Source organism: Microbacterium sp. RD1 (assembly GCF_052220165.1).
GTDB lineage: Bacteria > Actinomycetota > Actinomycetes > Actinomycetales > Microbacteriaceae > Microbacterium.
In genome coordinates, this window is the sequence record NZ_JBQPOL010000001.1 from 533,643 (window position 1) to 559,833 (window position 26,191).

Annotated in this window: 27 protein-coding genes; 21 read left to right on the forward strand and 6 right to left on the reverse strand. The window is 69.9% G+C overall.

Going from position 1 to position 26,191, the window contains the following annotated elements; genetic code table 11:
* Positions 1-13 precede the first annotated feature (13 nt).
* The gene (locus ACTU3I_RS02545; RefSeq protein WP_442924038.1) at positions 14-895 is read left to right on the forward strand and encodes a TrmB family transcriptional regulator; all 882 of its coding nucleotides are present in this window, start codon (positions 14-16) and stop codon (positions 893-895) included.
* A gap of 8 nt (positions 896-903) precedes the next feature.
* Here the strand turns inward: ACTU3I_RS02545 and ACTU3I_RS02550 are convergent, their stop codons facing one another.
* Positions 904-1,662, reverse strand: a complete 759-nt coding sequence (locus ACTU3I_RS02550; protein ID WP_442924040.1) for an enoyl-CoA hydratase-related protein — start codon at positions 1,660-1,662, stop codon at positions 904-906.
* A gap of 50 nt (positions 1,663-1,712) precedes the next feature.
* On the opposite strand from ACTU3I_RS02550, the gene ACTU3I_RS02555 reads away from it, so the two are divergent.
* Genes ACTU3I_RS02555 through ACTU3I_RS02580 form a run of 6 tightly spaced genes read left to right on the forward strand, consistent with a single transcriptional unit; the run spans position 1,713 to position 7,800 of the window.
* Positions 1,713-2,873, forward strand: coding sequence for a thiolase family protein (locus ACTU3I_RS02555; protein ID WP_442924041.1), 1,161 nt, complete (start codon positions 1,713-1,715; stop codon positions 2,871-2,873).
* Positions 2,874-2,896: 23 nt separating this feature from the next.
* Positions 2,897-4,561: a CocE/NonD family hydrolase gene (locus ACTU3I_RS02560; protein WP_442924042.1), complete on the forward strand. Its 1,665-nt coding sequence runs from the start codon at positions 2,897-2,899 to the stop codon at positions 4,559-4,561.
* Positions 4,558-5,478: a fumarylacetoacetate hydrolase family protein gene (locus ACTU3I_RS02565; protein ID WP_442924043.1), complete on the forward strand. Its 921-nt coding sequence runs from the start codon at positions 4,558-4,560 to the stop codon at positions 5,476-5,478. Before ACTU3I_RS02560 ends, ACTU3I_RS02565 begins: the two co-directional genes overlap by 4 nt.
* Positions 5,475-6,374 carry a VOC family protein gene (locus tag ACTU3I_RS02570; RefSeq protein ID WP_442924044.1) on the forward strand — a complete coding sequence of 300 codons (900 nt, stop codon included), beginning with the start codon at positions 5,475-5,477 and terminating at the stop codon, positions 6,372-6,374. The genes ACTU3I_RS02565 and ACTU3I_RS02570 overlap by 4 nt, the downstream gene beginning before the upstream one ends.
* On the forward strand, positions 6,371-7,420 hold the full coding sequence (locus ACTU3I_RS02575; protein WP_442924045.1) for a quinone oxidoreductase family protein: 1,050 nt from the start codon (positions 6,371-6,373) through the stop codon (positions 7,418-7,420). Before ACTU3I_RS02570 ends, ACTU3I_RS02575 begins: the two co-directional genes overlap by 4 nt.
* A 32-nt stretch (positions 7,421-7,452) precedes the next feature.
* Entirely contained in the window at positions 7,453-7,800 is a 348-nt protein-coding gene (locus ACTU3I_RS02580; RefSeq protein ID WP_442924046.1) for an antibiotic biosynthesis monooxygenase family protein, read from the forward strand.
* 15 nt (positions 7,801-7,815) lie between these two features.
* Here ACTU3I_RS02580 and ACTU3I_RS02585 read toward each other — a convergent pair whose 3' ends face one another.
* Positions 7,816-8,625 carry an enoyl-CoA hydratase/isomerase family protein gene (locus tag ACTU3I_RS02585; protein WP_442924047.1) on the reverse strand — a complete coding sequence of 270 codons (810 nt, stop codon included), beginning with the start codon at positions 8,623-8,625 and terminating at the stop codon, positions 7,816-7,818.
* Positions 8,626-8,673: 48 nt separating this feature from the next.
* On the opposite strand from ACTU3I_RS02585, the gene ACTU3I_RS02590 reads away from it, so the two are divergent.
* Positions 8,674-9,516: an amidohydrolase family protein gene (locus ACTU3I_RS02590; RefSeq protein ID WP_442924048.1), complete on the forward strand. Its 843-nt coding sequence runs from the start codon at positions 8,674-8,676 to the stop codon at positions 9,514-9,516.
* Between the two features lie 10 nt (positions 9,517-9,526).
* On the forward strand, positions 9,527-10,282 hold the full coding sequence (locus tag ACTU3I_RS02595) for an SDR family NAD(P)-dependent oxidoreductase (RefSeq protein WP_442924049.1): 756 nt from the start codon (positions 9,527-9,529) through the stop codon (positions 10,280-10,282).
* Between the two features lie 4 nt (positions 10,283-10,286).
* On the opposite strand, the gene ACTU3I_RS02600 is transcribed toward ACTU3I_RS02595, so the two are convergent.
* Positions 10,287-10,895 carry a TetR/AcrR family transcriptional regulator gene (locus tag ACTU3I_RS02600; RefSeq protein WP_442924050.1) on the reverse strand — a complete coding sequence of 203 codons (609 nt, stop codon included), beginning with the start codon at positions 10,893-10,895 and terminating at the stop codon, positions 10,287-10,289.
* Positions 10,896-10,984: 89 nt separating this feature from the next.
* Between ACTU3I_RS02600 and ACTU3I_RS02605 the strand changes: the two genes are divergently transcribed.
* The 3 genes from ACTU3I_RS02605 to ACTU3I_RS02615 all read left to right on the forward strand — a co-directional run bounded on the left by ACTU3I_RS02605 (position 10,985) and on the right by ACTU3I_RS02615 (position 14,646).
* Positions 10,985-12,583, forward strand: a complete 1,599-nt coding sequence (locus ACTU3I_RS02605) for a phytoene desaturase family protein (RefSeq protein WP_442924051.1) — start codon at positions 10,985-10,987, stop codon at positions 12,581-12,583.
* Positions 12,580-13,593 (forward strand): quinone oxidoreductase family protein, encoded by a 1,014-nt coding sequence (locus ACTU3I_RS02610; protein WP_442924052.1) that lies wholly within the window; start codon positions 12,580-12,582, stop codon positions 13,591-13,593. Before ACTU3I_RS02605 ends, ACTU3I_RS02610 begins: the two co-directional genes overlap by 4 nt.
* 87 nt (positions 13,594-13,680) lie before the next feature.
* The gene (locus tag ACTU3I_RS02615) at positions 13,681-14,646 is read left to right on the forward strand and encodes an ABC transporter substrate-binding protein (protein WP_442924053.1); all 966 of its coding nucleotides are present in this window, start codon (positions 13,681-13,683) and stop codon (positions 14,644-14,646) included.
* A gap of 88 nt (positions 14,647-14,734) precedes the next feature.
* Here the strand turns inward: ACTU3I_RS02615 and purB are convergent, their stop codons facing one another.
* Together purB and ACTU3I_RS02625 are read right to left on the reverse strand one after the other, a co-directional pair.
* Complete coding sequence (gene purB / locus ACTU3I_RS02620; RefSeq protein WP_442924054.1) at positions 14,735-16,114, reverse strand: adenylosuccinate lyase; 1,380 nt, start codon at positions 16,112-16,114, stop codon at positions 14,735-14,737.
* A gap of 30 nt (positions 16,115-16,144) precedes the next feature.
* Positions 16,145-16,651 (reverse strand): low molecular weight protein-tyrosine-phosphatase, encoded by a 507-nt coding sequence (locus ACTU3I_RS02625; protein ID WP_442924055.1) that lies wholly within the window; start codon positions 16,649-16,651, stop codon positions 16,145-16,147.
* 113 nt (positions 16,652-16,764) lie between these two features.
* Between ACTU3I_RS02625 and ACTU3I_RS02630 the strand changes: the two genes are divergently transcribed.
* Together ACTU3I_RS02630 and ACTU3I_RS02635 are read left to right on the forward strand one after the other, a co-directional pair.
* A complete protein-coding gene (locus tag ACTU3I_RS02630; RefSeq protein WP_442924056.1) occupies positions 16,765-17,043 on the forward strand; it encodes a hypothetical protein in 279 nt (92 codons plus the stop codon).
* The gene (locus ACTU3I_RS02635; protein WP_442924057.1) at positions 17,040-18,344 is read left to right on the forward strand and encodes a hypothetical protein; all 1,305 of its coding nucleotides are present in this window, start codon (positions 17,040-17,042) and stop codon (positions 18,342-18,344) included. The genes ACTU3I_RS02630 and ACTU3I_RS02635 overlap by 4 nt, the downstream gene beginning before the upstream one ends.
* Here the strand turns inward: ACTU3I_RS02635 and ACTU3I_RS02640 are convergent.
* On the reverse strand, positions 18,313-18,708 hold the full coding sequence (locus ACTU3I_RS02640) for a phage holin family protein (RefSeq protein WP_442924058.1): 396 nt from the start codon (positions 18,706-18,708) through the stop codon (positions 18,313-18,315). The genes ACTU3I_RS02635 and ACTU3I_RS02640 overlap by 32 nt on opposite strands.
* 14 nt (positions 18,709-18,722) lie before the next feature.
* On the opposite strand from ACTU3I_RS02640, the gene ACTU3I_RS02645 reads away from it, so the two are divergent.
* The 7 genes from ACTU3I_RS02645 to ACTU3I_RS02675 all read left to right on the forward strand — a co-directional run bounded on the left by ACTU3I_RS02645 (position 18,723) and on the right by ACTU3I_RS02675 (position 26,184).
* Positions 18,723-19,886: a histidinol-phosphate transaminase gene (locus tag ACTU3I_RS02645; RefSeq protein WP_442924059.1), complete on the forward strand. Its 1,164-nt coding sequence runs from the start codon at positions 18,723-18,725 to the stop codon at positions 19,884-19,886.
* 4 nt (positions 19,887-19,890) lie between these two features.
* The gene (locus ACTU3I_RS02650; protein ID WP_442924060.1) at positions 19,891-21,051 is read left to right on the forward strand and encodes a thiamine pyrophosphate-dependent dehydrogenase E1 component subunit alpha; all 1,161 of its coding nucleotides are present in this window, start codon (positions 19,891-19,893) and stop codon (positions 21,049-21,051) included.
* Positions 21,048-22,025 carry an alpha-ketoacid dehydrogenase subunit beta gene (locus ACTU3I_RS02655; protein ID WP_442924061.1) on the forward strand — a complete coding sequence of 326 codons (978 nt, stop codon included), beginning with the start codon at positions 21,048-21,050 and terminating at the stop codon, positions 22,023-22,025. Before ACTU3I_RS02650 ends, ACTU3I_RS02655 begins: the two co-directional genes overlap by 4 nt.
* 16 nt (positions 22,026-22,041) lie before the next feature.
* A complete protein-coding gene (locus ACTU3I_RS02660; RefSeq protein WP_442924062.1) occupies positions 22,042-23,361 on the forward strand; it encodes a dihydrolipoamide acetyltransferase family protein in 1,320 nt (439 codons plus the stop codon).
* 155 nt (positions 23,362-23,516) lie between these two features.
* Complete coding sequence (locus ACTU3I_RS02665; RefSeq protein ID WP_442924063.1) at positions 23,517-24,515, forward strand: metal ABC transporter solute-binding protein, Zn/Mn family; 999 nt, start codon at positions 23,517-23,519, stop codon at positions 24,513-24,515.
* Complete coding sequence (locus tag ACTU3I_RS02670; RefSeq protein WP_442924064.1) at positions 24,512-25,327, forward strand: metal ABC transporter ATP-binding protein; 816 nt, start codon at positions 24,512-24,514, stop codon at positions 25,325-25,327. Before ACTU3I_RS02665 ends, ACTU3I_RS02670 begins: the two co-directional genes overlap by 4 nt.
* Positions 25,324-26,184 (forward strand): metal ABC transporter permease, encoded by an 861-nt coding sequence (locus tag ACTU3I_RS02675; protein WP_442924065.1) that lies wholly within the window; start codon positions 25,324-25,326, stop codon positions 26,182-26,184. Before ACTU3I_RS02670 ends, ACTU3I_RS02675 begins: the two co-directional genes overlap by 4 nt.
* The last annotated feature ends 7 nt before the right edge of the window (positions 26,185-26,191 follow it).

Below are 26,191 nucleotides of genomic sequence, written 5' to 3' on the forward strand. Positions count from 1 at the left end.
GATGAGATCGGACATGACGGAGACGGCGCACCAGGAACTCGCTGAGGCGTTGTTCGAGCTGGGTTTCTCGCAGTACGAGGCGAAATGCTACGTCGGGCTGATGAATCAGGAGCCTCAGACCGGGTACCGGGTGTCGAAGACCACTGGCGTGCCGCAGCCCAAGGTCTACGAGACCCTCCGGCGCTTGGTGTCCCGCGGCGTGGTCCGGGAGATCGCCGGAGATCCGACGCTGTTCAGCGCGATCCCGCCGACGACGCTCTTGGACGAGTTGAAGGCGACCTTCGACCGGCGTCTGGACGAGGCGGAGCGGACGGTGCAGGCGATGGATGCGGCGAACACGCCGCGTCCGCTCGAGTACGTCGAGCGGTTCGACGACCGGGCCGACATCATCGCGGCCGCGCGGCTGGCGCTCGACGGCGCTCGTCGTCGCGTGTACCTCTCGGCGAGCGCCGGGGAGATCGCCGACCTCGAGCCGACGCTGCGCGAGGCGATCGATCGCGGCGTCGACGTGGTCCTCCTGGCCTTCGGTCGCCGTGAGGTCGACCTCGCCGGCGCGCGAGTCTTCCGGCACTCGTCCACCGAAGGCTCGATCTACCGTCACCACCAGGCGCGACACCTCGCCCTCATCGTCGATTCAGCGATGACGGTCAACGCGGTCGCTGCCGACGGCGCGGAGTGGCACGGCATCAGGACGGCGAGCGAGCCCGTCGTCGCCGCGGTCAAGGGCTTCATCCGTCACGACATCGACATGCAGCAGGTTTACGCCGACTTCGGCGATCAGCTCGTCGCCGCATACGGCCCGGGTCTGCAGACGCTCGGGGCCTACCGGCAAGACCACACGCGCGACCTCGCCGAAGAGCAGGGCGCACCCGCCCGCGCGGCGACCACCGCCTGAGGGTCGGGTCACCCTCGAGCGATGGCGGCGCGGATCGTCGCGATCCCCTCGACGAACTCCGGCTGCGTCGTCGACCAGTGCTGGGCGACGGTCTCGAGGGCGAGGGCGTCATCGAAGCCCGGGAGCTCGGGCGAGCGGCGCGCCGTCGCGAGGACCCGCTGCACATAGCTTTTCGGGAGGTCGGCGAGCGATGCCACTATCGCCGTCGCGGCGCTCACAGGGTCGTCGTCGACCGTGGTCACGAGGCCGCGCGCGAGCGCGGTGGGCGCATCCCACGCCTCGCCGAGGAGCGCGAGGCGGAGTGCGTCCTGAGGACCGACGATCTGCTGGAGCATGAAGAGGTGACCGCCGCCGGGGTGCAGCCGAAGCTTCGCGAACCGGCTCTCGAAACGCGCGCGCGGCCCGGCGACGCGCAGGTCGCACGCGAGTGCGAGATTGAATCCGGCCCCGACGGCCGGACCCTCGACCACGGCGACGGTGACCAGACTCGATCGTCGCACCCGCAGGAAGGCCTCGTAGACCGCGGTCACGGGAGCGAACTCGCCGTCCGCAGCCGAGAGCAGCGTGTCGAGCTCCGCCCCCGCGCAAAACGCCGGCCCGCATGCGGCCACGAGAAGCGAGCGCGCGGCGGAGTCCTCGGCTTCCTGCACGGCGTCGCCGATCGCTTGCACCATCTCCCTCGAGAGGACATTGCGGCGGTCGGGATCCCGGAGGGTGAGCACCGCCGTGGCGTCGCGGAGCTCGAGAGAGACGGGGAGAGAAGCCATACTCGTAGGGTATCATCCTACCTACTGGCGTAGGTACCTAGGAGGCTCCCATGGCTGTCGTCATCTCGTCGTACGTGCGCACTCCGATCGGCCGGGCGGGTAAGGGCTCCTTGCGCGACGTGCGCCCCGACGACCTGGCCGCCGGCGTGATCGCCGCCGCGGTGCAGCGCGCCGGAATCGACCCCGGACTGCTCGACGACCATGTGCTGGGCACGGGGTACCCGGAGGGCAAGCAGGGGTCGAACCTCGCGCGGCGCGCCGGGCTCCTCGCCGGACTCGGTGCGGATCTGGGCGGGACCACAGTGACCCGCTTCTGCGCGAGCAGCCTGCAGGCGACGCGGATCGCGGCCCACGCGATCCACAGTGGCGATGCGGCGGCCTACCTCGTGTCGGGCGTCGAGTCGGTCAGCCAGGTCGGGCGCACGCTGCAGCAGAGCGACAAGCATCCGGCGCTCGCTTCGGCGGACGCGGTGACCGACGTATACGTGCCGATGGGCGAGACCGCGGAGAATGTCGCTCGGCGCTACGCGATCTCGCGCGAAGATATGGACGCCTTCGCGGTGGCGAGTCACCGGCGTGCCGTCGAGGCGATCGACGCGGGCGTGCTCGGTGCACAGATCCTGCCGGTTCAGACACCCGACGGGGTGGTCGGCGTGGACGACGGGCCCCGTCGCACGACGTCGGTCGAGGCGCTCGCCGCCCTTCCTCCGGCGTTTCGTCCTGACGGATCGGTCACGGCTGGCAACTCTTGCCCTCTCAACGACGGCGCAGTGGCGGCCGTCCTCGTCGACGAGGAGCTGGCGCGCCGCGAGGGGCTACCCGTACGCGCGCGGATCGTCGCATCATCGGTGGCGGGCATCGACCCGGCATACATGGGCGTGGGGCCTATCGACGCGGTGCACAAGCTGCTCGCGCGCACGGGCAGGTCAATGGACGAGATGGACGTGGTCGAGCTCAACGAGGCGTTCGCCAGCCAGGTGCTCGCGGTCAGCCGCGCCACCGGCATTGATATCGATCGTCAGCTCAACCCGTACGGCGGAGCGATCGCCCTCGGCCATCCGTTCGGGATGACGGGCCTGCGCCTCGTCGGTTCGGTGGTGGACGCCCTCGAGCGACGGGACGGACGCTGGGGCATCGCCACGCTGTGCGTCGGGGGCGGGCAGGGCATGGCGATGCTCATCGAGCGTGGCGGGCCCGGGACAGAGGGTTGATTACTACTGCGGTAGGTGGCAACATGAGAGCCATGCCGAAGTCGTCATCCGCTGGGACGCGTCGTCCGATCCTCCCTGATTCCGTCGTCGCCTCGGTGCGTCTGCTCAAAGACGTCGAGATCCGGCTGAGAGACGGCGTGGTACTCCGCGCCGACGTCTTCACCGGCCTCGACGGTGCGCCGCAGCCGGTCATCCTGACCATGGGGCCCTATGGCAAGGACATCCACTTCGAGGACTTCAACCCCGCCGCCTTCGCGACGATCGAAGAGCGCGGGCCGTATCTCAACTGGGAGACGGTGAACCCCGCGTGGTGGGTGCCGCAGGGATACACGGTCGTGCGGGTCGACGAGCGGGGCACAGGGAGGTCAGAAGGGCGGATGCACCTGCTGTCCCCGCGCGAGTTCGAGGACTACGTCGAAGTGGTCGAGTGGGCCGCCGATCAGCCCTGGTCCACCGGCGATGTCGGTCTGATGGGCATCTCGTACTATTCGATCAATCAGTGGCAGGTCGCCGCCCGCCGGCCGCGGGGGTTGCGCGCCATCGTGCCCTGGGAAGGGCTCGTCGACCTGTATCGGGAGTTCCATTACCACGGCGGCATCCGCAACAGCGGGTTCTCGGAGGCGTGGTGGGTCCGGCAGATCACCGGCAACCAGAACGGGCTGGGAGATGCCGACCCGCGCCAGACTCTACCCGGCAATGTCGACCTCATGCGGGAGCAGCGCGAGCACGCCTGGATGGACGACTACTACGCCGAGCGCACGGCCGACCTGTCGCGCATCGAGGTTCCTCTGCTCTCGGCGGGCAACTGGGGCGGTTACGCGCTTCACCTGCGCGGGAACATCGAGGGCTACCTCGCCGCGGGATCGACGCAGAAGTGGCTGGAGGTGCACGCCGGCAATCACTTCGCGCCGTTCTACTCCAGCGAGTCCCGGGCCTACCAGAAGCGCTTCCTCGACCACTTCCTCAAGGGCGCTCAGAACGGCTGGGACGACGAGCCGCCGGTGAAGCTGTTCATCCGCGACAGCAGGGGCGGAACCTGGCGATACGAAGACGAGTGGCCGCTGGCGCGGACGATCTGGACGACGTTCGCGCTCGATGCCGGCCGCGGCGCCCTCTCGACCGAACCATCGGCCGACGCCGAGATCTCGTTTCCCGGGCTCACCGGCGGCGTGGAGTTCCTCTCCGAACCGCTCACCGAGGACCTGGAGGTCACCGGCCCCTCGGCGCTTCGGCTGTGGGTGTCGTCGACGACGAGCGATGCGGATCTCTTCGTGACGCTCGACAACATCCGACCCGATGGCACGGTGGCCACCTTCGAAGACGCATCAGGACTGCAGGGTCCCGTGACGAAGGGATGGTTGCGCGCCTCCCACCGCGTCCTCGACGCGGACGCGTCCACCGAGTACCGCCCCGTGCACGCTCATCGGGGCGCCACCCTGCTCGTGCCCGGCGAGCCGACGCTCCTGGAGATCGAGATCATGCCGACGAGCATGATCTTCGAGAAGGGCCACCGCATCCGTCTGTCCGTGAAGGGCGGCGACGACGGAGAGAACACGCGATTTCTCCACGACGACCCGGTCGACCGCGACCCCGCTCGCCTGGGCGGTACCGTCACGGTGTACACCGGAGGAAGCCGCGCGTCATCGTGGCTGGCTCCGGTCATCCCCGACCGGGAAGGACGACGGTGACGGGTTCATATCCGTGGCGGTTGGTCACCGTCGAGATCGACGGCGAGCGCGCGGCGGCCATCGAGGCGGACGGCCGTGTCCATCGTCCGCCTGTCCTGGGCGGATACCGCGGCGCCGTCGAGGCTCTCCGGGACTGGGACGCGGTGGCCCGCGGCCTGCGCACGTGGGCACCGGGCGACGCCGACGAGGTCGTCGATGCGACAGTCCATCACGTCGTCCCCCTGGCCTATCCGGCTAAAGTTCTGTGCTCCGGGCCGAACTTCACCGATCACCTCGCCGAGATGGGGGAGTCCGGTCTCGGCGAAGACTGGACAGCGTACTTCTTCTTGAAGCCTCCGACGACCGCGCTCATCGCCGACGGTGACGCCGTGTGGATCGACGACCCCGACCGCGCCCGCGTCGACTGGGAGGGCGAGCTGGGGGTGGTGATCGGCACCGGGGGCCGTGACATCCCCGCCGAGCGCGCGCTCGCCGTCGTCGCCGGCTACGTCGTCGGCAACGACATCTCCCTGCGAGGCCCCCATCGGCGCTCGACGCCGGCGGCTCCTTTCCAGTGGGACTGGCTCGCCAGCAAGGGAGCGGATGCCTCGCTCCCGATCAGCGGGATGGTGCCGGCGTGGGCGGTTCCCGATCCGCAGCGCCTGCGCATCCGCACGCTCGTCAACGGCCGCGTGATGCAAGACGGGACGACAGCCGACATGGTGCTCGACGTGGCGACGCTGGTCGCGCACGCCAGCCGCCTCGTCACGCTCGAGCCCGGGGACCTCATCCTCACCGGCACTCCGGCGGGGGTGGGCGCCGGGCGTGGTGTGTTCCTCCAACCCGACGACGTCGTCGAGGTCGAGATCCCGGGAGTGGGATCCATTCGAAACCCGGTGCGTCGACGGACGCCCACCGAACAGAGGAGCCCGCAATGAGTATCACGCACCTGCGCAGCGCCGCCATCTCCGCTACCGATCCCGACAGCCTTCTGCACTTCTACGAGGAGACCTGGGGGCTCACGAGCGTGAGCCGCACCGACGACGGGGCGATCCATCTCCGTGCGAACGGTCCGGAGCATCACGTGATGAGTCTCGTACCCGGGGACGGGCACTCGCTCGAGCTGATCGGTCTCGGCGCCTCGTCGCGCGAGTACGTCGACGAACTCGCCGAGAAGCTCCGGGTCGGGGGCACCGAGATCGTAGCGGGGCCGGCCGAGCGTGATCCGCTCCTGGGCGGCGGATACGGCGTCACCTTCTTCGACCCGGCGGGCCGACGGGTCGAGGTGAGTCACGGTCTGGTCGAGCACGACCTGCTCAACCGGGATCTCGGCCCCGATCGCCTGAGCCACATGGTGCTGAACTCGCCGACGAAGTGGCAGAAGGCGTCGTGGGACTTCTACGTCGAGGTGCTGGGGTTCTCGGTGTCGGATCTCTACGAGAACGACAAGATGATCTTCCTCCGCTGCAACGAACTGCATCACTGCCTGGTGCTCTCGCCCAACCCGTGGATCTCGCTGAACCATATCGCCTTCGAGGTGGAGTCCGGTGAAGAAGTGATGAAGTCGCTCGGGCGCATGCGCAAGGCGGGCTTCGACACCATCTGGGGGCCCGGGCGGCATGGGCCCGGAGGCAACGTCTTCGCCTACTTCATCGACCCGGTGGGCAACGTCATCGAGTACACGGCGGAACTCCTCGAGATCGACGAGGCCTGGGAGCCGCACGTGTGGGCTCGGACTCCCGAGAACGCGGACGTGTGGGGCACGAGTGGCGGCATTACCCCGGAGGTTGTCGAGGCGATGAAGAACCCCCCGGCGAGCGAGCGGGGCAGATGATGCGGGCATGGGTGATGGAGAGGTTCGGTCCGCCCGACGTGCTGCAGCTGCGCGACGACGTGCCGATCCCGGATCCGGGGCCGGGCGAGGTGCGCGTGCGTGTGCACGCGATCGCCGTGGCGCGCACGAAGGACGTCGCCATGCGCGCGGGCAATCCGCCGTTCGCTCCGCGTGTGAGTCTGCCGCACACCCCGGGGACCGAGCACGCCGGGATCGTCGACGCGGTCGGGACGGACGTAGACCCTGACCGCGTGGGCACGCGCGTCGCGGTCTCGGCCGTGTTGTCATGCGGCGCATGCGCCGCGTGCGTGCGCGGTCATGAGGAGGCGTGCGCCACTTTCGGCCTCATCGGCGTCGACCGTGCGGGCAGCTACGGCGAGTACGTCGTCGTGCCGGTGGGAAACGTGCACGCGATCCCCGACGGGCTCTCCTTCACGCACGCGGCCTCCCTGGCCGCCAACGGCGGCGTCGCTCGGGCGCAACTCGATGCCGGCGGCGTCGGACCCGGAACGATCGTTGCCGTCATGGGCGCGGCCGGCGCGCTGGGGTCGACGGCAGCCACTCTGGCGAAGCACCGCGGGGCGACCGTCTTCGCCGTCGACCAACTCGGCCGCAAGAAGGACGTCCTCGACGCGCTGCCGTTCGATGCCGTGTTCGACGGCGGCGACCCCGACCTCGCCGCGCAGCTGCGCGCTCGCACCGACGGATGGGGTGTGGACTGCGTCATCGACAATCTGGGACTCGCCCCGCTGTGGGCCGGGTACCGCCCGGCAGTCGCCACCCTTGGACGCATCGTCGTGTCGGGCGCGATCGGACGCGATCCCATCCCGATGGAGCTGTTGCCGTTCTACCTGCACTCCCAGTCGCTCCTCGGGGTGCGCACCGGCAATATCGGGCAGGTCCGCGCGCTGTGGGACGACGTGCGGGCCGGATTCCGTCTCGCGGACTCGGCGGTGGTCGCTCGTCCGTGGACCGACATGCACGAGGTTCACGCGATGGTCGAAGAGGGCCGATCGGTGGGCCAGACGGTGGCGGAGGTCGGATGAGCAGGGGTGCTCCCCGTCGGAAAGCGCGTGCGATGGAAGCGACGCTGTTGAACGTCTTCGTGGTGCCGGCGGACAAGGAGGCGGAGTTCCTCGAGAATTGGCGTCGCACCTCCGCCGTGTTCCAGGAAGGCGACGGGTTGATCGAGGCGCACCTGCATCGCAATACGGGCGTGGGCGACGAGACCTTCGCGTTCATCAACATCGCCCGGTGGACCAGCGCCGAAGCGTGGCGGCGCGCGCACGCGGAGTACCCGCCCACTGAGTACGACATCGAAGGCGTGGTCGGGCATCCGGCGATCTTCGCGCCCGTCGCCGACATCTACGGCCCCTCGCGCGTCAGCGCCGCACCCCTGGAAGAGTGGCTGACCGCGGCGCGCTGACGGCGCCTCGCATGATCAGAGCCGCTCCCCCGACCCCCGACGGGAGCGGCCGAAGGCCTCCAGCCCCGCGCGGTAGTCCTCGGACCCCGCCGCACGCCACCACGCCGCATCCTCCCGCGCGAGCCCGTCCTCCAGCGGGCGACCCCATCCCTCGCGCATCGCCGCGCGGACGAGGGCGACGCTGGAAGCACTGTGAGCGGAAATCTCCTGCGCCAGGCTGATCGCGCTCGCCGTCGCCTCTCCGTCGTCCACGAGATGGTCGATCAGTCCGATCTCCGCGGCCCGCACGGCATCGATGCGCCGGGCCGTGAGGAGCAGGTCGACGGCGCGGCCCCACCCGATGCGGCGCGCCAGGAGCTGCGTGCCGCCGCCTCCGGGGATGATCCCGACGGACACCTCGGGCATTCCCAGCATCGCCGTGCGGTCAGCGACGATGAGGTCGGCCGCCAGCGCCATCTCCAGTCCGCCGCCCAGGGTGTACCCGGATGCGGCGACCACGACGGGTATGGGGCAGGACAGCAGCACGGAGACGAGGCCGACGAACGCCGACCTCGCGTCGGCGAAGCCGGTCTCGCGCAGCTGAGCACGCTCGTGCAGGTCGGCGCCGACGCTGAAGTTCGCACCGGCCGTCGCAAGCACCAGCGCCCGAGCGCCGCGCCCCGCGCTGGCAGCGACCGCGGTCGACACCTCTTCGCACAGAGCGATCGACAGCGCGTTGTGGGCCCTCGCGCGCTGCATCGTCACGATAGCGACGCCTCCGACCCGCTCCTCCGACACCAGCGCATCCGGCTCTTTCGCGTTCGCGACGATTTGCGGTATGTTCATACCTACCTACTCTAGTAGGTAATAGGTGATTCCGACACGGGAGTTGAATTGCGCCGCATCGATTTGCACTGCTACCCCGGCACGCAGGAGTGGGTGGACTCGCAGGGTCCGTTCGCGGAAGCCCTGGCCACGTACTGGAAGAAGCCGTGGGTGGGACGAGCGGAAGACGACGTCGTCTCCGACATTCGCGCTCATGGTCTCGAAGCCGTCTTGGTCGCCTTCGACATCGAGTCCCTAACCGGCGCGAAGCCGTTCACCAACACCCAAGCGGCCGAGATGCAGGCGCGGCACCCGGAGACGTTCCTCGGTGTCTGGGGCGCGGTCGACCCTCTCAAGGGGGAGGAGGCGTTGACCGAGGCCGAGCGTGCGGCGCGCGAGGATCGTGTCCTCGGCTTCCACTTCCACCCGATCATGGGACATTTCAGCGTGGACGACCCCGCTCTGCGGCCGCTGTTCGAATGCATCCGGGACTTGCAGCTTCCCGTCATGATCGACGTCGGGATGACCGGTATGGGTGCCGGCATCCCTGGGGGTCTGGGCGCCAAGCTCGTACACGCACACCCGATCGCGGTGGACAATCTGGCCGCGGAGCTTCCGGATCTGACCATCATCGCCGCGCACCCCGGGTATCCGTGGGTGGACGAGATGACCGCGGTGGCTCTGCACAAGGGCAATGTGTTCTGGGAGATGTCCGGCTGGGCGCCGAAGTACTTCCCGCCGTCGCTGAAATCCGACATCCGGGGCCGGCTGAAGGACAAGATCATGTTCGGGACCGACCATCCCAGCATCCCGTTCGAGCGGGTGCTGCGGGAGTGGGACGAGCTCGGATATACCGAGGACGTGCTCAGCCGCGTCTTTCACCGCAACGCCGAGAACGTCCTCGGTATCTAGGGAGCACAGCGTGACCAATCGACCTCTCGCCCTCGTGACCGGATCGGCCAGCGGAATCGGACGCGCGTGCGCTCTTCGTCTCGCAGCGGCCGGATACGACGTGACCATCAACTACTCCCGCTCGCGTGATCGCGCCGAGGCGACCCTCGAGGAGCTACACCGCCTCGGCGGTCGGCACCGCGCAATCGCCGCCGACGTCTCGGACGACGCGGCTGTCCGTGACCTGGTACATGACGCAGCCATAGGCGGACGCTTGGACGCGCTCGTCAACAACGCCGGCACCACGTCGGAAACCCCGCCGGAAGATCTCGACGGCATCGACCTCGACGACTGGGATCGGGTCTTCCGCACGAACGTGCGCGGGCTCGTGCAGGTGACGCGGGCCGCGGCCCCCTTCCTCCGATCGTCGCGCGGGTCGATCGTGAACATCGCCTCCATCGTGGGGCTCCGCCCTGGACCGCAGCCCCTGGCCTACGCGGCGTCGAAGGCGGCCGTCGTCTCGCTGACGAAGACGCTTTCGCGCGTTCTGGCGCCGGAGGTGCGCGTGAACGCCGTCGCGCCCGGATGGATCGCCGGCGAGTGGATGGAGCGCACCCTCGGCGACCGCTACGAAGAGCTCATGGCACGCCGTGCCCGCGCGACACCGTTGCGAGCCAACGTGGAGCTCGAGCAAGTCGCCGAGTCGGTCGTCTCGCTGTTGACGTCGCATCCCTTCGTCACCGGCGAGGTGCTCGTGATCGACGGAGGCTACACCGCCACGTCGTGAACGCTCACCGAGGCGCCGCGACGCCGTGGAGGAAGATGTCCACGGCGCTCTCGGCGAGAGCGCGGAGCCGCGCCGGTGATGTGTCGGCGGGCTGGCTGAAGAGCAGACGGCTGTGCACGTCGGCTTTGAGCAACGACGTGAACAGGGCCGGCGCCAGCGCGGGTTCGGCGAAGTGCAGCTCGCCCGCTTCCGCGCGCTCGCGGAGGACGTCGATGAGGACGTGCGGGGTCTCGACGAACGGCCCTGACAGCATCAGGCTCCCGAGCTCGGGGAACTGCCGTGACTCCGCGACGACGGTCTGGAACAGCTCGATCTGCCCCGGGGAGTATATATGGCGGAGGAACACGACGCCGAGCTCGACGAGGATGCCGCGGAGGTCTCCGGAGGAGAACACCTCGTCGGGCACCTCGAACTCCACGGCGCTGCGGCGACCGATCACCGCCGCGAAGAGCTCCCGCTTGCCGGCGAAGTTGCTGTAGAGCGTCTGCTTCGACACTCCCGCCTCTTCGGCGACGTCGACCATGCTCGTCGCCGCATATCCGCGGCGCAGGAACAGGCCCTCCGCCGCCTCCAGGATGGCAGCGGTTTTGCGGGCATAGATTCGCGGGGCCACGGCGTCCCTCCAGGTTTTCTGTTGACTAGACCGTACGGTCCAGTCTAGTGTGACTCGACATCGAGATCCACCCGCGTCGAAGGAGCGCAATGAACGAGCACCGCTACGACATCCTGGTCGCCGGAGCCGGCCACAACAGCCTCATCACCGCCGCGTACGCGGCATCCGCCGGATTCCGAGTCGGGATCGTCGAGGCCATGGACGAGGTCGGGGGCAACGTCGTGACCGACGAGCTCTACCCTGGGTTCCATTTCGACACGTGTGGATCGGCGCACAGCCAGATCCAGTCCAATCCTGTCATCTCCCGGAACGAGCTCCGTCTGACCGACTACGGCCTCGAGTACATCTACCCGGACGTCAAGGCGATCTGCGTCTTCGAAGGCGGCGAGTCCATCGCCTTCTCCAAGGACGTTGACGAGACCGTCGCCCAGATAGACGCCTACTCGACCGCGGACGGGCGGGCCTACCGCGAGCTGCTGGCGGAGATCCAGGGCATCGCCGGGTTCTTCCAGATGGACGCTCAGCGTCCGGGGGGTGTCGAGCACAGCACCGAGGATCCGGATATCCGGCGTCTCCAGCGGTTCCTCTCCATGAGCGCCTACGACGTGGTTATGGAGCGTTTCGAGCACCCCGTCGTTCAGGCGAGCCTGCTGTACAAGTCCTCCCTCACCATCTACCCGGTGAACTATCCGGGCTCCACGCGGACGCTCCTGACCGGCATCCTCGGCAGCCACGGCGGGGCATGGGCCACTCCCCGAGGCGGGTCGGGCAGTCTCACGCAGGCGCTCCGGCGACTGCTGGAAGCCAAGGGTGCTGAGGTCCACGTGAGCACTCAGGTCGCTCGCCTCCTCATCGAGGACGGGAGGTGCGTCGGCATCGAGTCGACCGACGGCCGTCGGTTCTACGGCGACCGCGCCGTGGTTTCCACCATCCACATCAAGCACCTGGTGGAGATGGCTCCGCCGGAGCTGTGGGGCGCGGACTTCCTCTCCGGTGCCGGGAGTTTCAAGCCGGGGTTCACGCTATTCGCGCAGTACCTCGCCACCACCGAGCCGCCGAGGTTCCTCTGCCGCGACGGTGAGCGCACCGCGATCGCGGGGGAGATCCCCTTCTCGGTGCCCGACATGGTCGAGGGGATGACCGACCATGTCCTCGGCCGCTTCAACTCCCGGGCGGGGATCGTCGTGCACACCGGTTCGCTCGTAGACGACAGCCGAGCTCCCGCCGGTCACCACACCATCAAGATCGTCGGGCCGCAGCCCTACCGGCTGGCCGATGGCGGGCCCGAGGCGTGGGATGAGAGGAAGGAGGAGTTCGCCGATCTCATCCTGGCCGAGGTGCGCAAGGTCGCTCCCAACCTCACCGACGACGTGATCCTTTACCGCGAGATCAAGTCGCCGCTGGACCTGGAGCGCCGCAACCTCCACAACATCGAGGGCTCATGCCATGGCGGCTCGCAGTTCCCCTCGCAGATGGGGCGGATGCGGCCGGTACCGGGCTGGTCGGAGCACCGCATGCCGATCCCGGGCCTTTACCAGACGGGCGCGACCACGCACCCCGGCGGCGCGATCTCCGGTCATCCCGGACGCAACGCCGCGCGGGTCCTCCTAGAGGATCTCGGCACCTCTCTCGAGGAGGTCGTCGCCGGGAACGCCGCCCCGGACGCGTCGGCGGTGACGCACCGATGAGCGATTCCATGACGACCGTCGAGCTGCGGGAGCTCGGCAGCCCTGAGAACCTCCATGTCGTGCGGGCGCGGATCCCCGCGCCCGCCCCAGGTCAGGTGCTCGTCGAGGTCGAGGCCGCGGGAGTGATCTTCGCGGACGTGCTGTTGCGACGGGGGCAGTACGTGCATCGCCCCTCGCTGCCGTATCGACCGGGCCGGGAGGTCGTGGGGCGCATCGTCGCTCTCGGGCCTGACGTGGACACGTACCGCACAGGGGATCGCATCTTCGGGATGCTGATGGGCGGCGGATACGCCGAGTACGCGATCGTGGATCTCGTCCACCGCCCCGGTGCGGACGGCCTCGGCCTCGGGCGCGTGGCCTGGCGTGTGGGGGAGGACGTGCCCGCCGGGCAGGCGCTCTCGCACGGGAACAACCTGCGCATAGCGCACCTCATCCTGCATGGCCGCGCCGATGTGCGCGGGGGGCAGCGCATCCTCCTTCATGCGGCGTCAGGTGGGGTCGGCGCCCACCTCACCCGCCTGTCGCGGGTCGCGGGCCTGGAGGTGATCGCGCTCGCCGGATCGGAGGAGAAGGCGCAGTACTGCGCGGCGAACGGAGCTCATCACGTCGTCCGGTACAAGGAACAGGACTATGCCGACGTGGTGCGCGACATCACCGGCGGCGAGGGCGTGGACATCTCGGTCAACAGCGTCGGTGCCGACACGCTTGCGAAGGACGCCGACCTGCTGCGCCCCGAGGCCCAGCTGATCATCTCCGGGAAGGCGGCGGGTGCAGGGTCGGTCAGTCCGTCCGCGCATATGAAGTCCCTGACGTACAAGCACTTCGCCAGCTATACGCATTTCGGGCGGGCCGAAGACCTGCCGGCGACCGAGCTGGTCGCCGCCGAACTGCTGGCGCCGAGTCATGAAGACAAGCTCGAGGAGTTCCTCCTGGCCGATGTCGTGCCGGCACACGCTCTCCTCGAAGCGGGCGCGCACTTCGGCAAGGTCGTGCTGTACCCGCGCTCTTGACGTCTGTCAGGTCCACATCTACATTTGAGGTACCTACGCTAGTAGGTACTATTAGGAGGAACTCCGATGCAAAGACGCTTCGCTGTCATGATCCCGCTCGTCCTGAGCGCCTCCGTCCTCGCTGCGTGCGCGAGCCCGCAATCCGAAGCCGGGACGGAAACCGATGCCCCTGACGCGGGCGACCCGACGACGGTCACCTTCGCCACTCTCTCCGTCGCGCAGGTGGCGACCGTTCTCGTAGGGCAGGACGCCGGGATCTTCGAGGAGAACGGAATCGACCTTGACGTCGAGTTTGTGGAGTCGGCCGCGGTCATCCCCGGTCTGCTCAGCGGCCAGTACGATTTCGGCTACCTGAACGCCCCGGCGGTGCTGGCCGCGCGATCCAACGGCGTCCCGGTGAAAGCCGTCACGACCACGTCGTCGACCACCGAGGATCACGACGGTTTCCCGATCCAGATCGTCGTGCCCACGAACAGCGCGATCTCATCAACGGAGGACCTCGCCGGTTTGCGCATCGCGACCGACACCCTCTTCCAGCTCCCCGACCTGGGGATGCGAGGTGCTCTCCTAGACGCCGGAGTCGATCCGTCGGAACTGGAGATCATCGAGATCCCGTTCTCCGAGATGGGAACGGCATTGGAGGAGGGCCGCGTCGACGCCGCGGTGGTCAGCGAGCCCTTCGGCACCATCCTCCGGGAGCAAGGGCTCGTCCGCGACCTGGTCTCCACGAGCGAGGGACTCCCGGAGGGCACGCCGCAGTCGGTCCTGGTGAGCTCGGAGCAGTTCATCTCTGCGAATCCCGACGTCGTAAGCCGCTTCCAGACGGCCGTCGCCGAGACTCTGGAGTACGCCATTGCCCATGACGACGAGGTCCGAGCCCTGCTACCCACGTTCACCCAGCTCACCCCCGAGCTCGCCGATGAGATCCGGTTCGTGACGCCGAGCGCGGTCGACTCCGCGGAGGGGTGGCAGGCCTGGGCCGACCTTCTCCTGGCCGCGGGGGTCGTCGACGAGGAGATCGACGCATCGGAGGCCCACGTCCCTGCGAAGTAGGACCTCGAGAGTGCATCGCCTCGTCGAGAGAGCACCCTATCCGGTGCCCGTTCGGCGAGACGATGCACTCTCGTAACCCGCGGCTCCCCTACAGGCGGCCGACGACGGCCGAGGCCAGGCCGACGTAGCGCGCCGGCGACAGCGCGAGCAGACGCTCCTTGGCCGCGTCGCCGATGTCGAGACCCTGGACGAACTCCGCGAGGTCGGATGCGCCGACGCGGCGCCCGCGCGTGAGGTCTTTCAGGAGCGCGTAGGGGTCGCTGATCGACGAGCGCCCCGCGGCGATCTCGGCGCGCACCACCGTCTGGATCGCCTCCGCGAGGACCTCCCAGTTGGCGTCGAGATCTGCAGCGAGGACATCCTCGGCGAGGGAGATCTCGCCGAGGCCGCGCTGGAGGTTGTCCAGGGCCAGCAGCGAATGTCCGAAGGCGACGCCGATGTTGCGCTGGGTGGTGGAGTCGGTGAGGTCTCGCTGCATCCGCGACGTCACGAGGGTCTGCGCGAGCGTGGTGAACAGTCCCCCCGAGATCTCGAGGTTCGCCTCGGCGTTCTCGAACCGGATGGGGTTGATCTTGTGCGGCATCGTGGACGACCCGGTGGCTCCGGCGACGGGGATCTGCGAGAAGTAGCCGAGCGAGATGTAGGTCCAGATGTCGGTGGCGAGGTTGTGCAGGATGCCGCCGACATGACGCACGCGGTCGTACAGCTCCACCTGCCAGTCGTGGGACTCGATCTGCGTCGTGACGGGGTTGAACCCGAGGCCCAGCGACTCGATGAACGCGCGCGAGATGCCTGGCCAGTCGGCGTCGGGGTCGGCGGCGACGTGCGCCGACCATGTGCCCGTCGCTCCGGAGAACTTCGCGAGGTACTCGGATGCCGCGATCTGGCGGGCGACGCGCTCCAGACGCCAGGCGAAGACGCCGACCTCCTTGCCCATCGTCGTCGGCGTCGCGGGCTGCCCGTGGGTGCGGGAGAGCATGGCCGCATCCCGGTGCTCCACGGCGAGGGCGGTGAGCGCGTCGACCACGGCGGTCAGCTTCGGCAGCCACACCCGGGTGACGGCGCGTTGCACGGTGAGCGCGTACGCCGTGGAGTTGACGTCTTCGCTGGTGAGCGCGAAGTGGGTCAGTTCCGCGATCTCCGACAGGCCGAGGGCATCGAGGCGGTCGCGGACGAGGTACTCGACGGCTTTGACGTCGTGGCGGGTCGCGGCCTCGCGTTCGGCGAGCCAGTCGATCTCGGACTGGCCGAACTCGAGGTACAGCGCGCGCAGGCGTGTCTTGTCGGCGTCGCTCACGGGGGACGTGCCGAACAGCGATCGGTCGGTGAGGGCGAGGAGCCACTCGACCTCGACCTCGACGCGCGCACGGTTGAGCCCCGCCTCGGAGAGGTAGTCGGTCAGCGGCGCCACCGCGGCGCGGTAACGGCCGTCGAGCGGACTGAGCGGCTGCGGGGGAAGAGAGGACACGGGTCTCCCGGAGGTCGCGCGGTCGGGGCGTCAGACCGCGGAGCGGATAGCGGGCTCGAGCTGGCGGAACAGCGCCCGGCTCGCGCCCTCGATCATACCGAGCACCTCGTCGAACATCGCCGGCGAGCCGTAGTACGGGTCGGGCACGTCGAGCGACTTCGCCCCCGGGTCGAACGACATCAGCAGCGCCAGCTTGTCGGCGTCGCTCTCGCTGCGCGCCCATCCCCGGAGAACGCGTTCGTGGCTGTGATCGAGCGCGACCACCAGGTCGCTGCGGTCGAAGTCCACCGAGGTGAACTGGCGGGCGCGGTGGCGCGAACCGTCGTAGCCGCGGCGCGCCAGGGCCTCCAGCGTGCGGGTGTCGGCGCGCTCACCCACGTGCCAGTCGCCGGTGCCGGCGGACGAGGACGCGATCCGGTGGCCGAGGCCCGCGGCATCCGCGAACCACCGGAAGACGACGTCGGCCATGGGGGAGCGACAGATGTTGCCACTGCAGACGAAGACGACGCGGAACGGCTCGGACTCGCTCGCAGTCATCCCCTTATTGTGGCCGCGTCGACTCCTCCTGCACAGGCCCGGTCGACGATCTCCTTCTCCCCGACCGCGGATGACGCGCTCGGTGCGACTCCCTCGCGCGTCAGTCTGGGGGTGTGAGCTCCTCCTACGCCCCCTCCGCGGCATCGGCCGACACCGTCGAAGAGGCGCTGCGGGCGGTCCGCGCCGCGCGAGACCGCGTCGCAGTGCTCCCGCCGCGGGTCGCGCGCCTGGCCGATGACGTCGACTGGGAATCGGACACGGCGTGGCTCTTCCGTCGGCGCGTCGATGACCTGCGGCGCGAGATCGAGCACGCCGACCGATGCCTCGACGACGCGGTCACCGCGCTGCGAGGGGCGTCGATCCGGTTGCGAAGCGCCGCACCCGTCTCGTGAGCGGCCTCTCGATCCGTGCGGGCGGTGTCGTTCAGGTCGACACCGGCACGCTGCGGGATGTGGCGCTGCGGATGCGACGCCTCGCCGGTGAGAGCGCGGAGTCCTCCGACGCCGTGCGGTCGGCTGCGGCGAGAGCGGGTGCGGTCGATCCGGCCCCGGCGATCGACGTGCTCGTCGCCGCGTCGGCGCTGGCCACGGCGGCCGAGACGGCAGCGAAGCTGGCCGGTGCGCTGGATCAGGCCGCGGTGCTGTACGAGACGGTCGAGGTGCTCGCGCAGCGAAGCGTCGCGGAGGCGTCGGGCGACATCGCCCTGGCCGCGGCGCTCGACGCCCGATTGCGCGCCACCGCCCTCGATCACCCGGCACTGCTCGCGCGGGCGCGCACGCTGGTGGCCGAGTATCCCTCCCGAGAGGAGTTGAGCGACCAGGCGCTCGCGGCGTCGCTGACCCTGGGACTCCTCGGGCCGCTGTACGCCGTGATGGCGGGTGCGCTCCTGGCGTGGGGCGTCGAGTTCGCCGGTGTGGGCACCGTGCGGGCGGGCGATCGGCTGACGGGCGGGCCGGATCGCATCGTCCTGCGCGCGACCGGCTCGCCGCCGACCGTCCCGCCGCCGACCTTGGCTGCGGCGGCCGCGCGCATCCCCGGCGGCGGGACCAGCCGGGTGCGTGTCGAGAGGTACGCGATGCCCGACGGGTCGGCGCAGTTCGCCCTCTACGTCGCGGGCACGCAGTCGGTCGGCGGCCGCGACCCGTTCGACATGCGCTCGAACCTCCAGCTCTACGCCGGTGAGCGCGCCGCGTCGTACGATGCCGTCACCGCGGCCCTGCGTGCGGCCGGGGCCTCCCCCGGCGACGTCGTGCACGCCTTCGGTCATTCGCAGGGCGCGATGATCGCCGAGCGGCTCGCCCTGGAGGGGCCGTACGACCTGCGCACGCTCGCGTCCTTCGGTTCCCCGGTGCAGGCCGAGGTGGGCGACGGGACCCTCGCGGTGTCGGTGCGGCACACCGACGACCCCGTGGCCGCCCTGCAAGCCGGCGGCTCACCGGCAGCCGTCGGGGCTCCGGGCAGCTTCGTCGTCGAGCGGATCGCCGATCCGGGGGGCGATCTCGCCGACGTCCTGCTTCCGGGCCATCAGATGACCGCGTACGCGCAGACCGCGGCGATGATCGACGCATCCCACGACCCGCGCGTCGACCGGCTGCGCGGTGTCTTCGCCGAACTCGCCGAGGCGGAGAGCGTCCGCACCGTCGAGTACGAGGCGGAGCGGGTCAGTCCCGGTGCTTCTTCGGCAGCAGGATGACGCCGAGGATCCAGTTGATGACAGTGATGATGAGCGCCGCGACGACACCCCACCAGAAATGCTCGACGCGCAGGCCGAAGTCCCACAGCGACGTGATCCACGCGGTCAGCCACAGCAGGAAGCCGTTGATGACCAGCGAGATGAGCCCGAGGGTGAGGATGTAGAGCGGAAACGCGAGGACCTTGAGCACCGTTCCCACGATGCTGTTCACGATCGCGAAGATCGCGCCCACCAGCAGCGCCGTCAGCGCGACCTGCAGCCACTCACCGGGCGGGAAGGCGATCAGACGCACCTGCAGGACCGTGACGAGTGACACGATCCAGATCGCGAAGGCGTTGATGATGACGCGGACGACGAAGCGCACGGCCTTACTATGCCATGTGCACATCGGCCAGCACGAGGCCCGGGACTAGGCTCTCTCGGGTGACCGCCGACGACGACGCGCCCGTGCTCCCTCGCATCCGACCCGAGATCGCCGCCCTGCCGGTGTATCGCCAGGGCCGGCAGGCCGGTGCCGACGCCTTCAAGCTCTCGAGCAACGAGAACCCGTTCGATCCGCTCCCGGGCGTGCTCGAGGCGGTGCGAGGGGCGTCCGCGCTGAACCGGTACCCGGATGCGACGGCAGCGCTCCTGCGCGAGCGCCTGGCGGCGCGCTTCGGCGTGACTCCCGACGAGGTGCACGTCGGTGCGGGCAGCGTGTCGTTGATCGCGCAGCTGCTGCTGGCCACCGCCGGCGCCGGCGACGAGGTCGTCTACGCATGGCGCTCGTTCGAGGCGTACCCGTCTCTGGTCAAGGTCACCGGCGCCACCGCGATCGAGGTCCCGCTCACCGACGACGCGCGTCACGACCTGCCGGCGATGGTCGCCGCCGTCACCGAGCGCACGCGGGCGATCCTGGTGTGCAGTCCGAACAATCCCACCGGCCCGATCGTGACGCACGACGAGTTCGCGGCCTTCCTCGACGCGGTGCCCGCGGATGTGCTCGTGATCCTCGACGAGGCGTACGCCGAGTTCGTCACCGACCCCGACGCCGTCGACGGTCTGCGCGTGCTGGGCCTTCTCGGTCGCCCGAACGTCGTGGCGCTGCGGACCTTCTCGAAGGCGTACGGCCTGGCCGCCCTGCGTATCGGCTACGCGATCGGCCACCCGCGCGTCCTCGACGCCGCCCGCGCCACCATGATCCCGCTGTCGGTCACGGCGCAAGCGCAGACCGCGGCGATCGCCAGCCTCGATCACGAGGCCGCCCTTCTGGAGCGCGTCCGCGAGATCGCCGAGCGTCGTGACCGCCTCGCCGCCGCCCTGCGAGAGGCGGGATGGCGGGTGCCGGTGGCGCAGGGCAACTTCGTGTGGCTGCCGGCGGGGGAGTCGACGGTGGAGTTCGCGGCGGCGTTCGAAGGGGAGGGCCTCATCGTCCGCCCCTTCCCGGGAGACGGCATCCGCATTTCCGTCGGCGAGGAGGAGTCTGTGGAGAAGGTCCTAGGGATTGCTGCATCCGTTGTCCGCACCCTCCCAGAGGGGCATGCCGGGCGCGGGCTAGCGTAGGAACGTGACTGCGCCTGAGGAGCTGCCCGAAGACCTCGTGCCGCGCGACGATACCGCCCTGGTACGCGTTCTCGCCGCCGATGGGACGCTGAGCCCGACGCCCGCCGCGGAGCCCTACCTCGAGGTGGTCGAGGCGATGTCCGACGGGCTGCGCGAGCAGCTGTACCGCGACATGGTCGGAATCCGCGCGTTCGACCGTGAGGCGACCAACCTGCAGCGTCAAGGGCAGCTCGCCCTGTGGCCGCCGTCATACGGGCAGGAGGCGGCGCAGGTCGGCTCCGCGCGGGCCCTGCGCGCCCAGGATCACGTGTTCCCCTCCTACCGCGAGCATGCCGTCGCCCGCATCCGCGGCGTGGATCTCGTCGATGTCATCCGGGTCATGCGCGGCCTGACGCACGGCGGCTGGAACCCGTTCGACCCGAAGAACGGCAACACGCACGTGTACACGCTCGTGCTCGGCGCGCAGACCCTGCACGCCACCGGGCTCGCGATGGGACTGGCCTTCGACGGGAGATCGGGCAGCGGCGACGCCGACCGCGACGAGGCCGTCATCGTCTACTACGGCGACGGTGCGTCGAGCCAGGGCGACGTGCACGAGGCGATGGTGTTCGCCGCCAGCTACCAGGCCCCCGAAGTCTTCTTCCTGCAGAACAACCAGTGGGCGATCTCGGTTCCGGTGCGGACGCAGTCCCGCGCCCCCCTCGTGCACCGCGGGACCGGCTACGGCATCCCCAGCATCCAGATCGACGGCAACGACGCGCTCGCGAGCTACGCGGTGAGCCGCGTCGCCCTCGACGAGGCGCGCAGCGGGGCCGGCCCCCGCGCGATCGAGGCGGTGACCTACCGCCTCGGCGCGCACACGACCAGCGACGACCCGACGAAGTACCGCACCTCCGCCGAGGAGGAGGCGTGGCTGCGTCGCGACCCCATCGCGCGGATGCGGACGCACCTGGAGCAACGCGGCGCATCCGAGGCGTTCTTCGCCGATGTGGAGTCGGAGGCGGCCGACTTCGCCGCCGACACCCGCCGCCGCACGGTCGAGCTCGGTGTTCCCGAGCCCGGAGAGATGTTCGCGAACGTCTACAGCGAAGAGCTCGGAGACATCGCCGAGCAGGAGCGGTGGTTCGCCGCGTACGAGGCCTCGTTCTCGGAGGAGGCCTCATGACCGAGTCGATGCCGTTCAGCCGCGCGCTGAACGCGGGCCTGCGCCGCGCACTGTCGGAGAACGACCGCGTGCTGCTGATGGGCGAGGACATCGGCCCGCTCGGCGGGGTCTTCCGGGTCACGGAGGGGCTGCAGGCGGACTTCGGGCCTCGGCGAGTGATCGACACGCCCCTCGCCGAGGCGGGGATCGTCGGGACGGCGATCGGCCTGGCGATGGCCGGCTTCCGGCCCGTGTGCGAGATCCAGTTCGACGGGTTCGTCTTCCCCGCCTTCGACCAGATCACCGCGCAGCTCGCGAAGATCACCTACCGGCACGAGGGCGCGCTCTCGATGCCCGTCGTCATCCGCATCCCGTACGGCGGCCACATCGGCGCCGTCGAGCACCATCAGGAGAGCCCGGAGGCGTACTTCGCGCACACGCCGGGATTGCGCGTGGTGAGCCCGTCGACACCGCACGACGCGTACTGGATGATCCAGGAGGCGATCGCCTCGCCCGACCCGGTCATCTTCCTCGAACCCAAGAGCCGCTATTGGCAGAAGGGCGAGGTCGACACCGACGATCCGGCCCTCACGCTGCACGCCAGCCGCGTCGTGCGGCGCGGAACCGACGTCACGCTCGTCGGCCACGGCGCGATGGTGAGCGTGCTGCTGCAGGCCGCGGCCCTCGCCGAGGGCGAGGGTACGAGCTGCGAGGTCATCGACGTGCGCTCGCTGTCGCCGGTAGACTTCGACCCCATCGTCGACTCCGTCCGTCGCACGGGGCGCATGGTCTACGCGCAGGAGGCGCCCGGCTTCGTCAGCGTGGGAAGCGAGATCGCCGCGACGGTCACCGAGCGCGCGTTCTACTCCCTGGAGGCGCCCGTGCTGCGCGTGTCGGGCTTTGACATCCCGTTCCCGCCGGCGAAGTATGAGGCCGCGTACCTTCCCGATGCCGACCGCATCCTCGAGGCCGTCGACCGCGCCCTCGCCTACTGAGCGAAAAGGACCGCCCATGAGCACGCAGACCTTCCTCCTCCCGGACGTGGGTGAGGGGCTGACCGAGGCCGAGATCGTGCAGTGGCGGGTCGCCCCGGGCGACGACGTCGCCGTGAACGACGTGCTCGTCGAGATCGAGACCGCCAAGTCGCTCGTGGAGCTCCCCTCGCCGTTCGCCGGGACCGTCGGCGAGCTGCTGGCCGGCGAGGGCGACACGGTCGAGGTCGGCGCAGCGATCATCACGATCGCCACGGGCGATGCGCCGTCGACGGCACCCTCCGCACCGGCGGTGGTACCGGATGCGACGGACCCGGGCGGTGCGGTGCTCGTCGGGTACGGCAGCGCGGGGCATGTGTCGTCGCGGCGCCGTGCGCCGGCCGAGCGCCCCGTCGCCGCATCCGTCGGTGTCGTCGCGAAGCCGCCGATCCGCAAGCTCGCTCGCGACCTGGGCGTCGACCTCTCGACCGTCGTGCCCAGTGGCCAGGCGGGGGAGGTGACGCGCGAGGACGTCGTGCAGCACGCGTCGCAGGCGAGCGTGTTCCGCAACATCCAGACGCCCGAGTGGGGCGAGGTGCGCGAAGAGACGATCGCGGTACCGTCGGCGGCGCCGGACGCCGCACGGCCGGCGCCGGACGCCCGAGAGGAATCCATCCCGGTGCGCGGGGTGCGCAAGGCCACCGCGAACGCGATGACATCGAGCGCCTACTCGGCTCCGCACGTCTCGGTCTGGGTCGACGTCGACGCGTCGCGCACGATGGAGCTCGTCAAGCGGCTGAAGGCGTCGCCGGAGTACGCCGACATCAAGATCTCGCCCCTGCTGATCATGGCGCGCGCGGTGATCTGGGCGGTGCGGCGCACGCCCATGGTCAATTCCGCGTGGGTGGACGGGGACGACGGCGCGAAGATCAGCGTGCGCCACTACGTGAACCTCGGGATCGCGGCGGCGACGCCGCGAGGACTCCTCGTGCCGAACATCAAGGACGCTCAGGACCTCAACACGCGCGAGCTCGCCCGGGCCCTCGAGAAGCTCACGCTCACCGCGCGGGAGGGGAAGACCACCCCCGCCGACCAGCACGGCGGCACGATCACGATCACGAACATCGGCGTCTTCGGGGTCGACGCCGGCACGCCGATCATCAACCCGGGCGAGGTCGGCATCGTCGCCCTCGGCGCCATCCGGCAGAAGCCGTGGGTGGTGGACGGCGAGGTGCGCCCGCGCTGGGTGACGACCGTGTCGGGCTCGTTCGATCACCGCGTCGTGGACGGCGACGGCGTGTCGCGCTTCGTCGCCGACGTCGCATCCGTCCTCGAGGAGCCCGCGCTGCTGCTGGACTGACCCGCGGGCCCGGCCCTTCGTCTCGGTCGCTGCGCTCCCTCGCTCAGGGTCCAGGGGGTGCGCGGTTGCCCGAGGCTGAGCGAGCGCAGCGAGACGAAGCCGGATGCGTGACGCCCCGAGTTGAGAACGATTATCAGTAGCGCTACGGTGAGGGGGTGACCCGCTCCCGCCTCGCCGCCGCATCCGCTCTCACCGCCGCCTCCGTGCTCGTCCTTGCTGGATGCGCCGGCACGTCCGCCGACGCCGACGACGGCGTGCTGCGGATCGTCGCCTCGACGAACGTCTACGGGCAGATCGCCGAGGAGGTCGGAGGCGACGCGGTCGAGGTGACGTCGATCATCGACTCCGCTGCGCAGGACCCGCACTCGTTCGAGCCCAGCGCACAGGACCAGCTCGCCCTCAGCCGCGCCGACCTGATCATCGAGAACGGCGGCGGGTACGACGGCTTCGTCGACGCGCTGATCGAGTCCGCCGGCACGGATGCTCCGGTGCTCACCGCCGCGGAGTTCTCCCACGACTGGCCGGAGAACGCCGGGCACGAGGCCGAGGAGGACGGCGCGCACGCGGCGGACGAGGACGGCGCGCACGCACACGGGGAGGGGGAGCACTCAGACCACGAGCACGTCGAGGGCTTCAACGAGCACGTCTGGTACGACCCTCACACGATGGCGCATCTCGCCGAGGGCATCGCCGCCGAGCTGAGCGAGCTGCAGCCCGAGAACGCCGACACCTTCACCGCGAACGCGGAGGAGTTCGGATCGGGGGTGTCCGATCTCGAAGCCGCACTCGCCGAGATCGCCGCGACGAACGGCGGGGAGAGCGTCTTCGCCACCGAGCCCGTGCCGCTGTACCTGGTGGCTGCCGCGGGGCTGACGAACGTCACGCCCGAGGCCTTCCTCGAGGCCGTCGAGGAGGGGCAGGATGTGCCGCCGGCGACGCTGCTCGCCGCGCTCGATCTGCTCGACGGCGGTGAGGTGCGGGCGGTGCTCGTCAACGCGCAGACCGGCGGCGCCGAGACCACCGAGGTCGTCGCGGACGCCGAAGAACGCGGCATCCCGGTCGTCGAGTTCGCGGAGACGCTCCCAGAGGGTCAGACTTACCTCTCGTGGATGGACGCGAACACCGCCGCGCTCGCCGACGCGCTCGCTCGGTGACGTCCGCGCGCCCCCTCGAGATCTCCGGCGCCGCCCTCACCCGCGACGGACGGACGCTGTGGAGCGGCCTGGATCTCGAGGTCGAGCCCGGTGAGCTCATCGCCGTCCTCGGTCCGAGCGGCTCCGGGAAGACCACGTTGCTGCGCGCCATCCTCGGTCTGGAACGGCTGAGCGCCGGCAGCATCCGGGCCCTCGGCGCCGAGGTGCACCGCCCCGGCAACCGCGGCATCGGCTACATCCCGCAGCAGCGCCCCCTCCCCGCCGAGACGGCGCTGCGCGGACGCGACCTCGTCGCGCTCGGCGTCGACGGGCACCGCTTCGGGCTCCCGTTCCCACGGCGCGGTGACCGGGCGCGCATCGACGCGCTCGTGAACGCCGTCGGGGCCGATGACTTCGCCGATCGCCCGGTCGGGCTGCTCTCCGGCGGCGAGCAGCAGCGGCTGCGCGTCGGCCAGGCCCTCGCCGACGACCCCCGGCTGCTGTTGTGCGACGAACCGCTGACCAGCCTCGATCTGGCCAACCAGCAGGCGGTCGTGCGGCTCCTCGACCGCCACCGCCGTGAGACCGGCGCCGCCGTGATGCTCGTGACGCACGACATCAACCCCGTTCTCGGCAACGTCGACCGCATCCTGTACCTCGCCGGCGGCCGCTTCATGCTCGGCCGGCCCGACGACGTCCTCAACTCGCGCGTGCTCACGGACCTGTACGGCGCGCCGGTGTACGTGCTCCGCGCGGGCGGGCGCCTGGTCGTCGTCGGGGCGCCGGATGCCGAGGAGTCGCACCACCACCACGCCGACGAGGTGCACGGGTGAGCGCCGACGTGTGGGACGCGCTGTTCGGCGGCCTTCCCGAATACGGCGAGATCCTCGCGCTGGTGCAGAACTCCGTACTCGCGGGGGCCGTGCTCGGGCTCGTCGGCGGCCTCATCGGCGTGTTCGCGATGCAGCGCGACATGGCCTTCGCCGTCCACGGCATCAGCGAGCTGTCGTTCGCGGGCGCCGCCGCGGCGCTCCTCCTCGGCTTCGACGTGGTCACCGGGTCGATCGTCGGGTCCCTGATCGCCGCCGCGATCATCGGATGGCTCGGCGCCCGCGCACGCGACCGCAACTCGATCATCGGCGTGCTCATGCCCTTCGGGCTGGGCCTCGGCATCCTGTTCCTGTCGCTGTACGACGGACGCAGCGCCAGTCGCTTCAGCCTGCTCACCGGCCAGATCGTGTCGGTGCAGACCTCGCAGCTGGGGTGGCTCATGGCCATCGGCGCGCTCGTGCTGATCGGCCTGCTGCTTCTCTGGCGGCCGCTGCGCTTCGACTCGCTCGACCCGCAGTCCGCCGCCGCACGCGGGGTGCCCACCACGGCAGTCTCGCTCGCGTTCATGCTGCTGCTCGGCCTCATCGTGGCCGTGGCCGTGCACATCATCGGCGCGCTCCTGGTCATGGCGCTCCTGGTGACCCCCGCGGCGGCAGCGATGCGCGTGGCGACCGGGCCGCTGGCCGTGCCCGTCCTGGCAGCCGTGTTCGGGCTGGTGTCGGCGGTCGGCGGCATCCTCCTCGCCGTCGCCGGGACGCTTCCGGTGAGCCCGTACATCACGACGATCTCGTTCGTCATCTACCTCGTCTGCCGCGCCATCGGCGCGCGCCGCGGTCGTGTGCGGAGGGCCCGGGCGTGACCGGGCG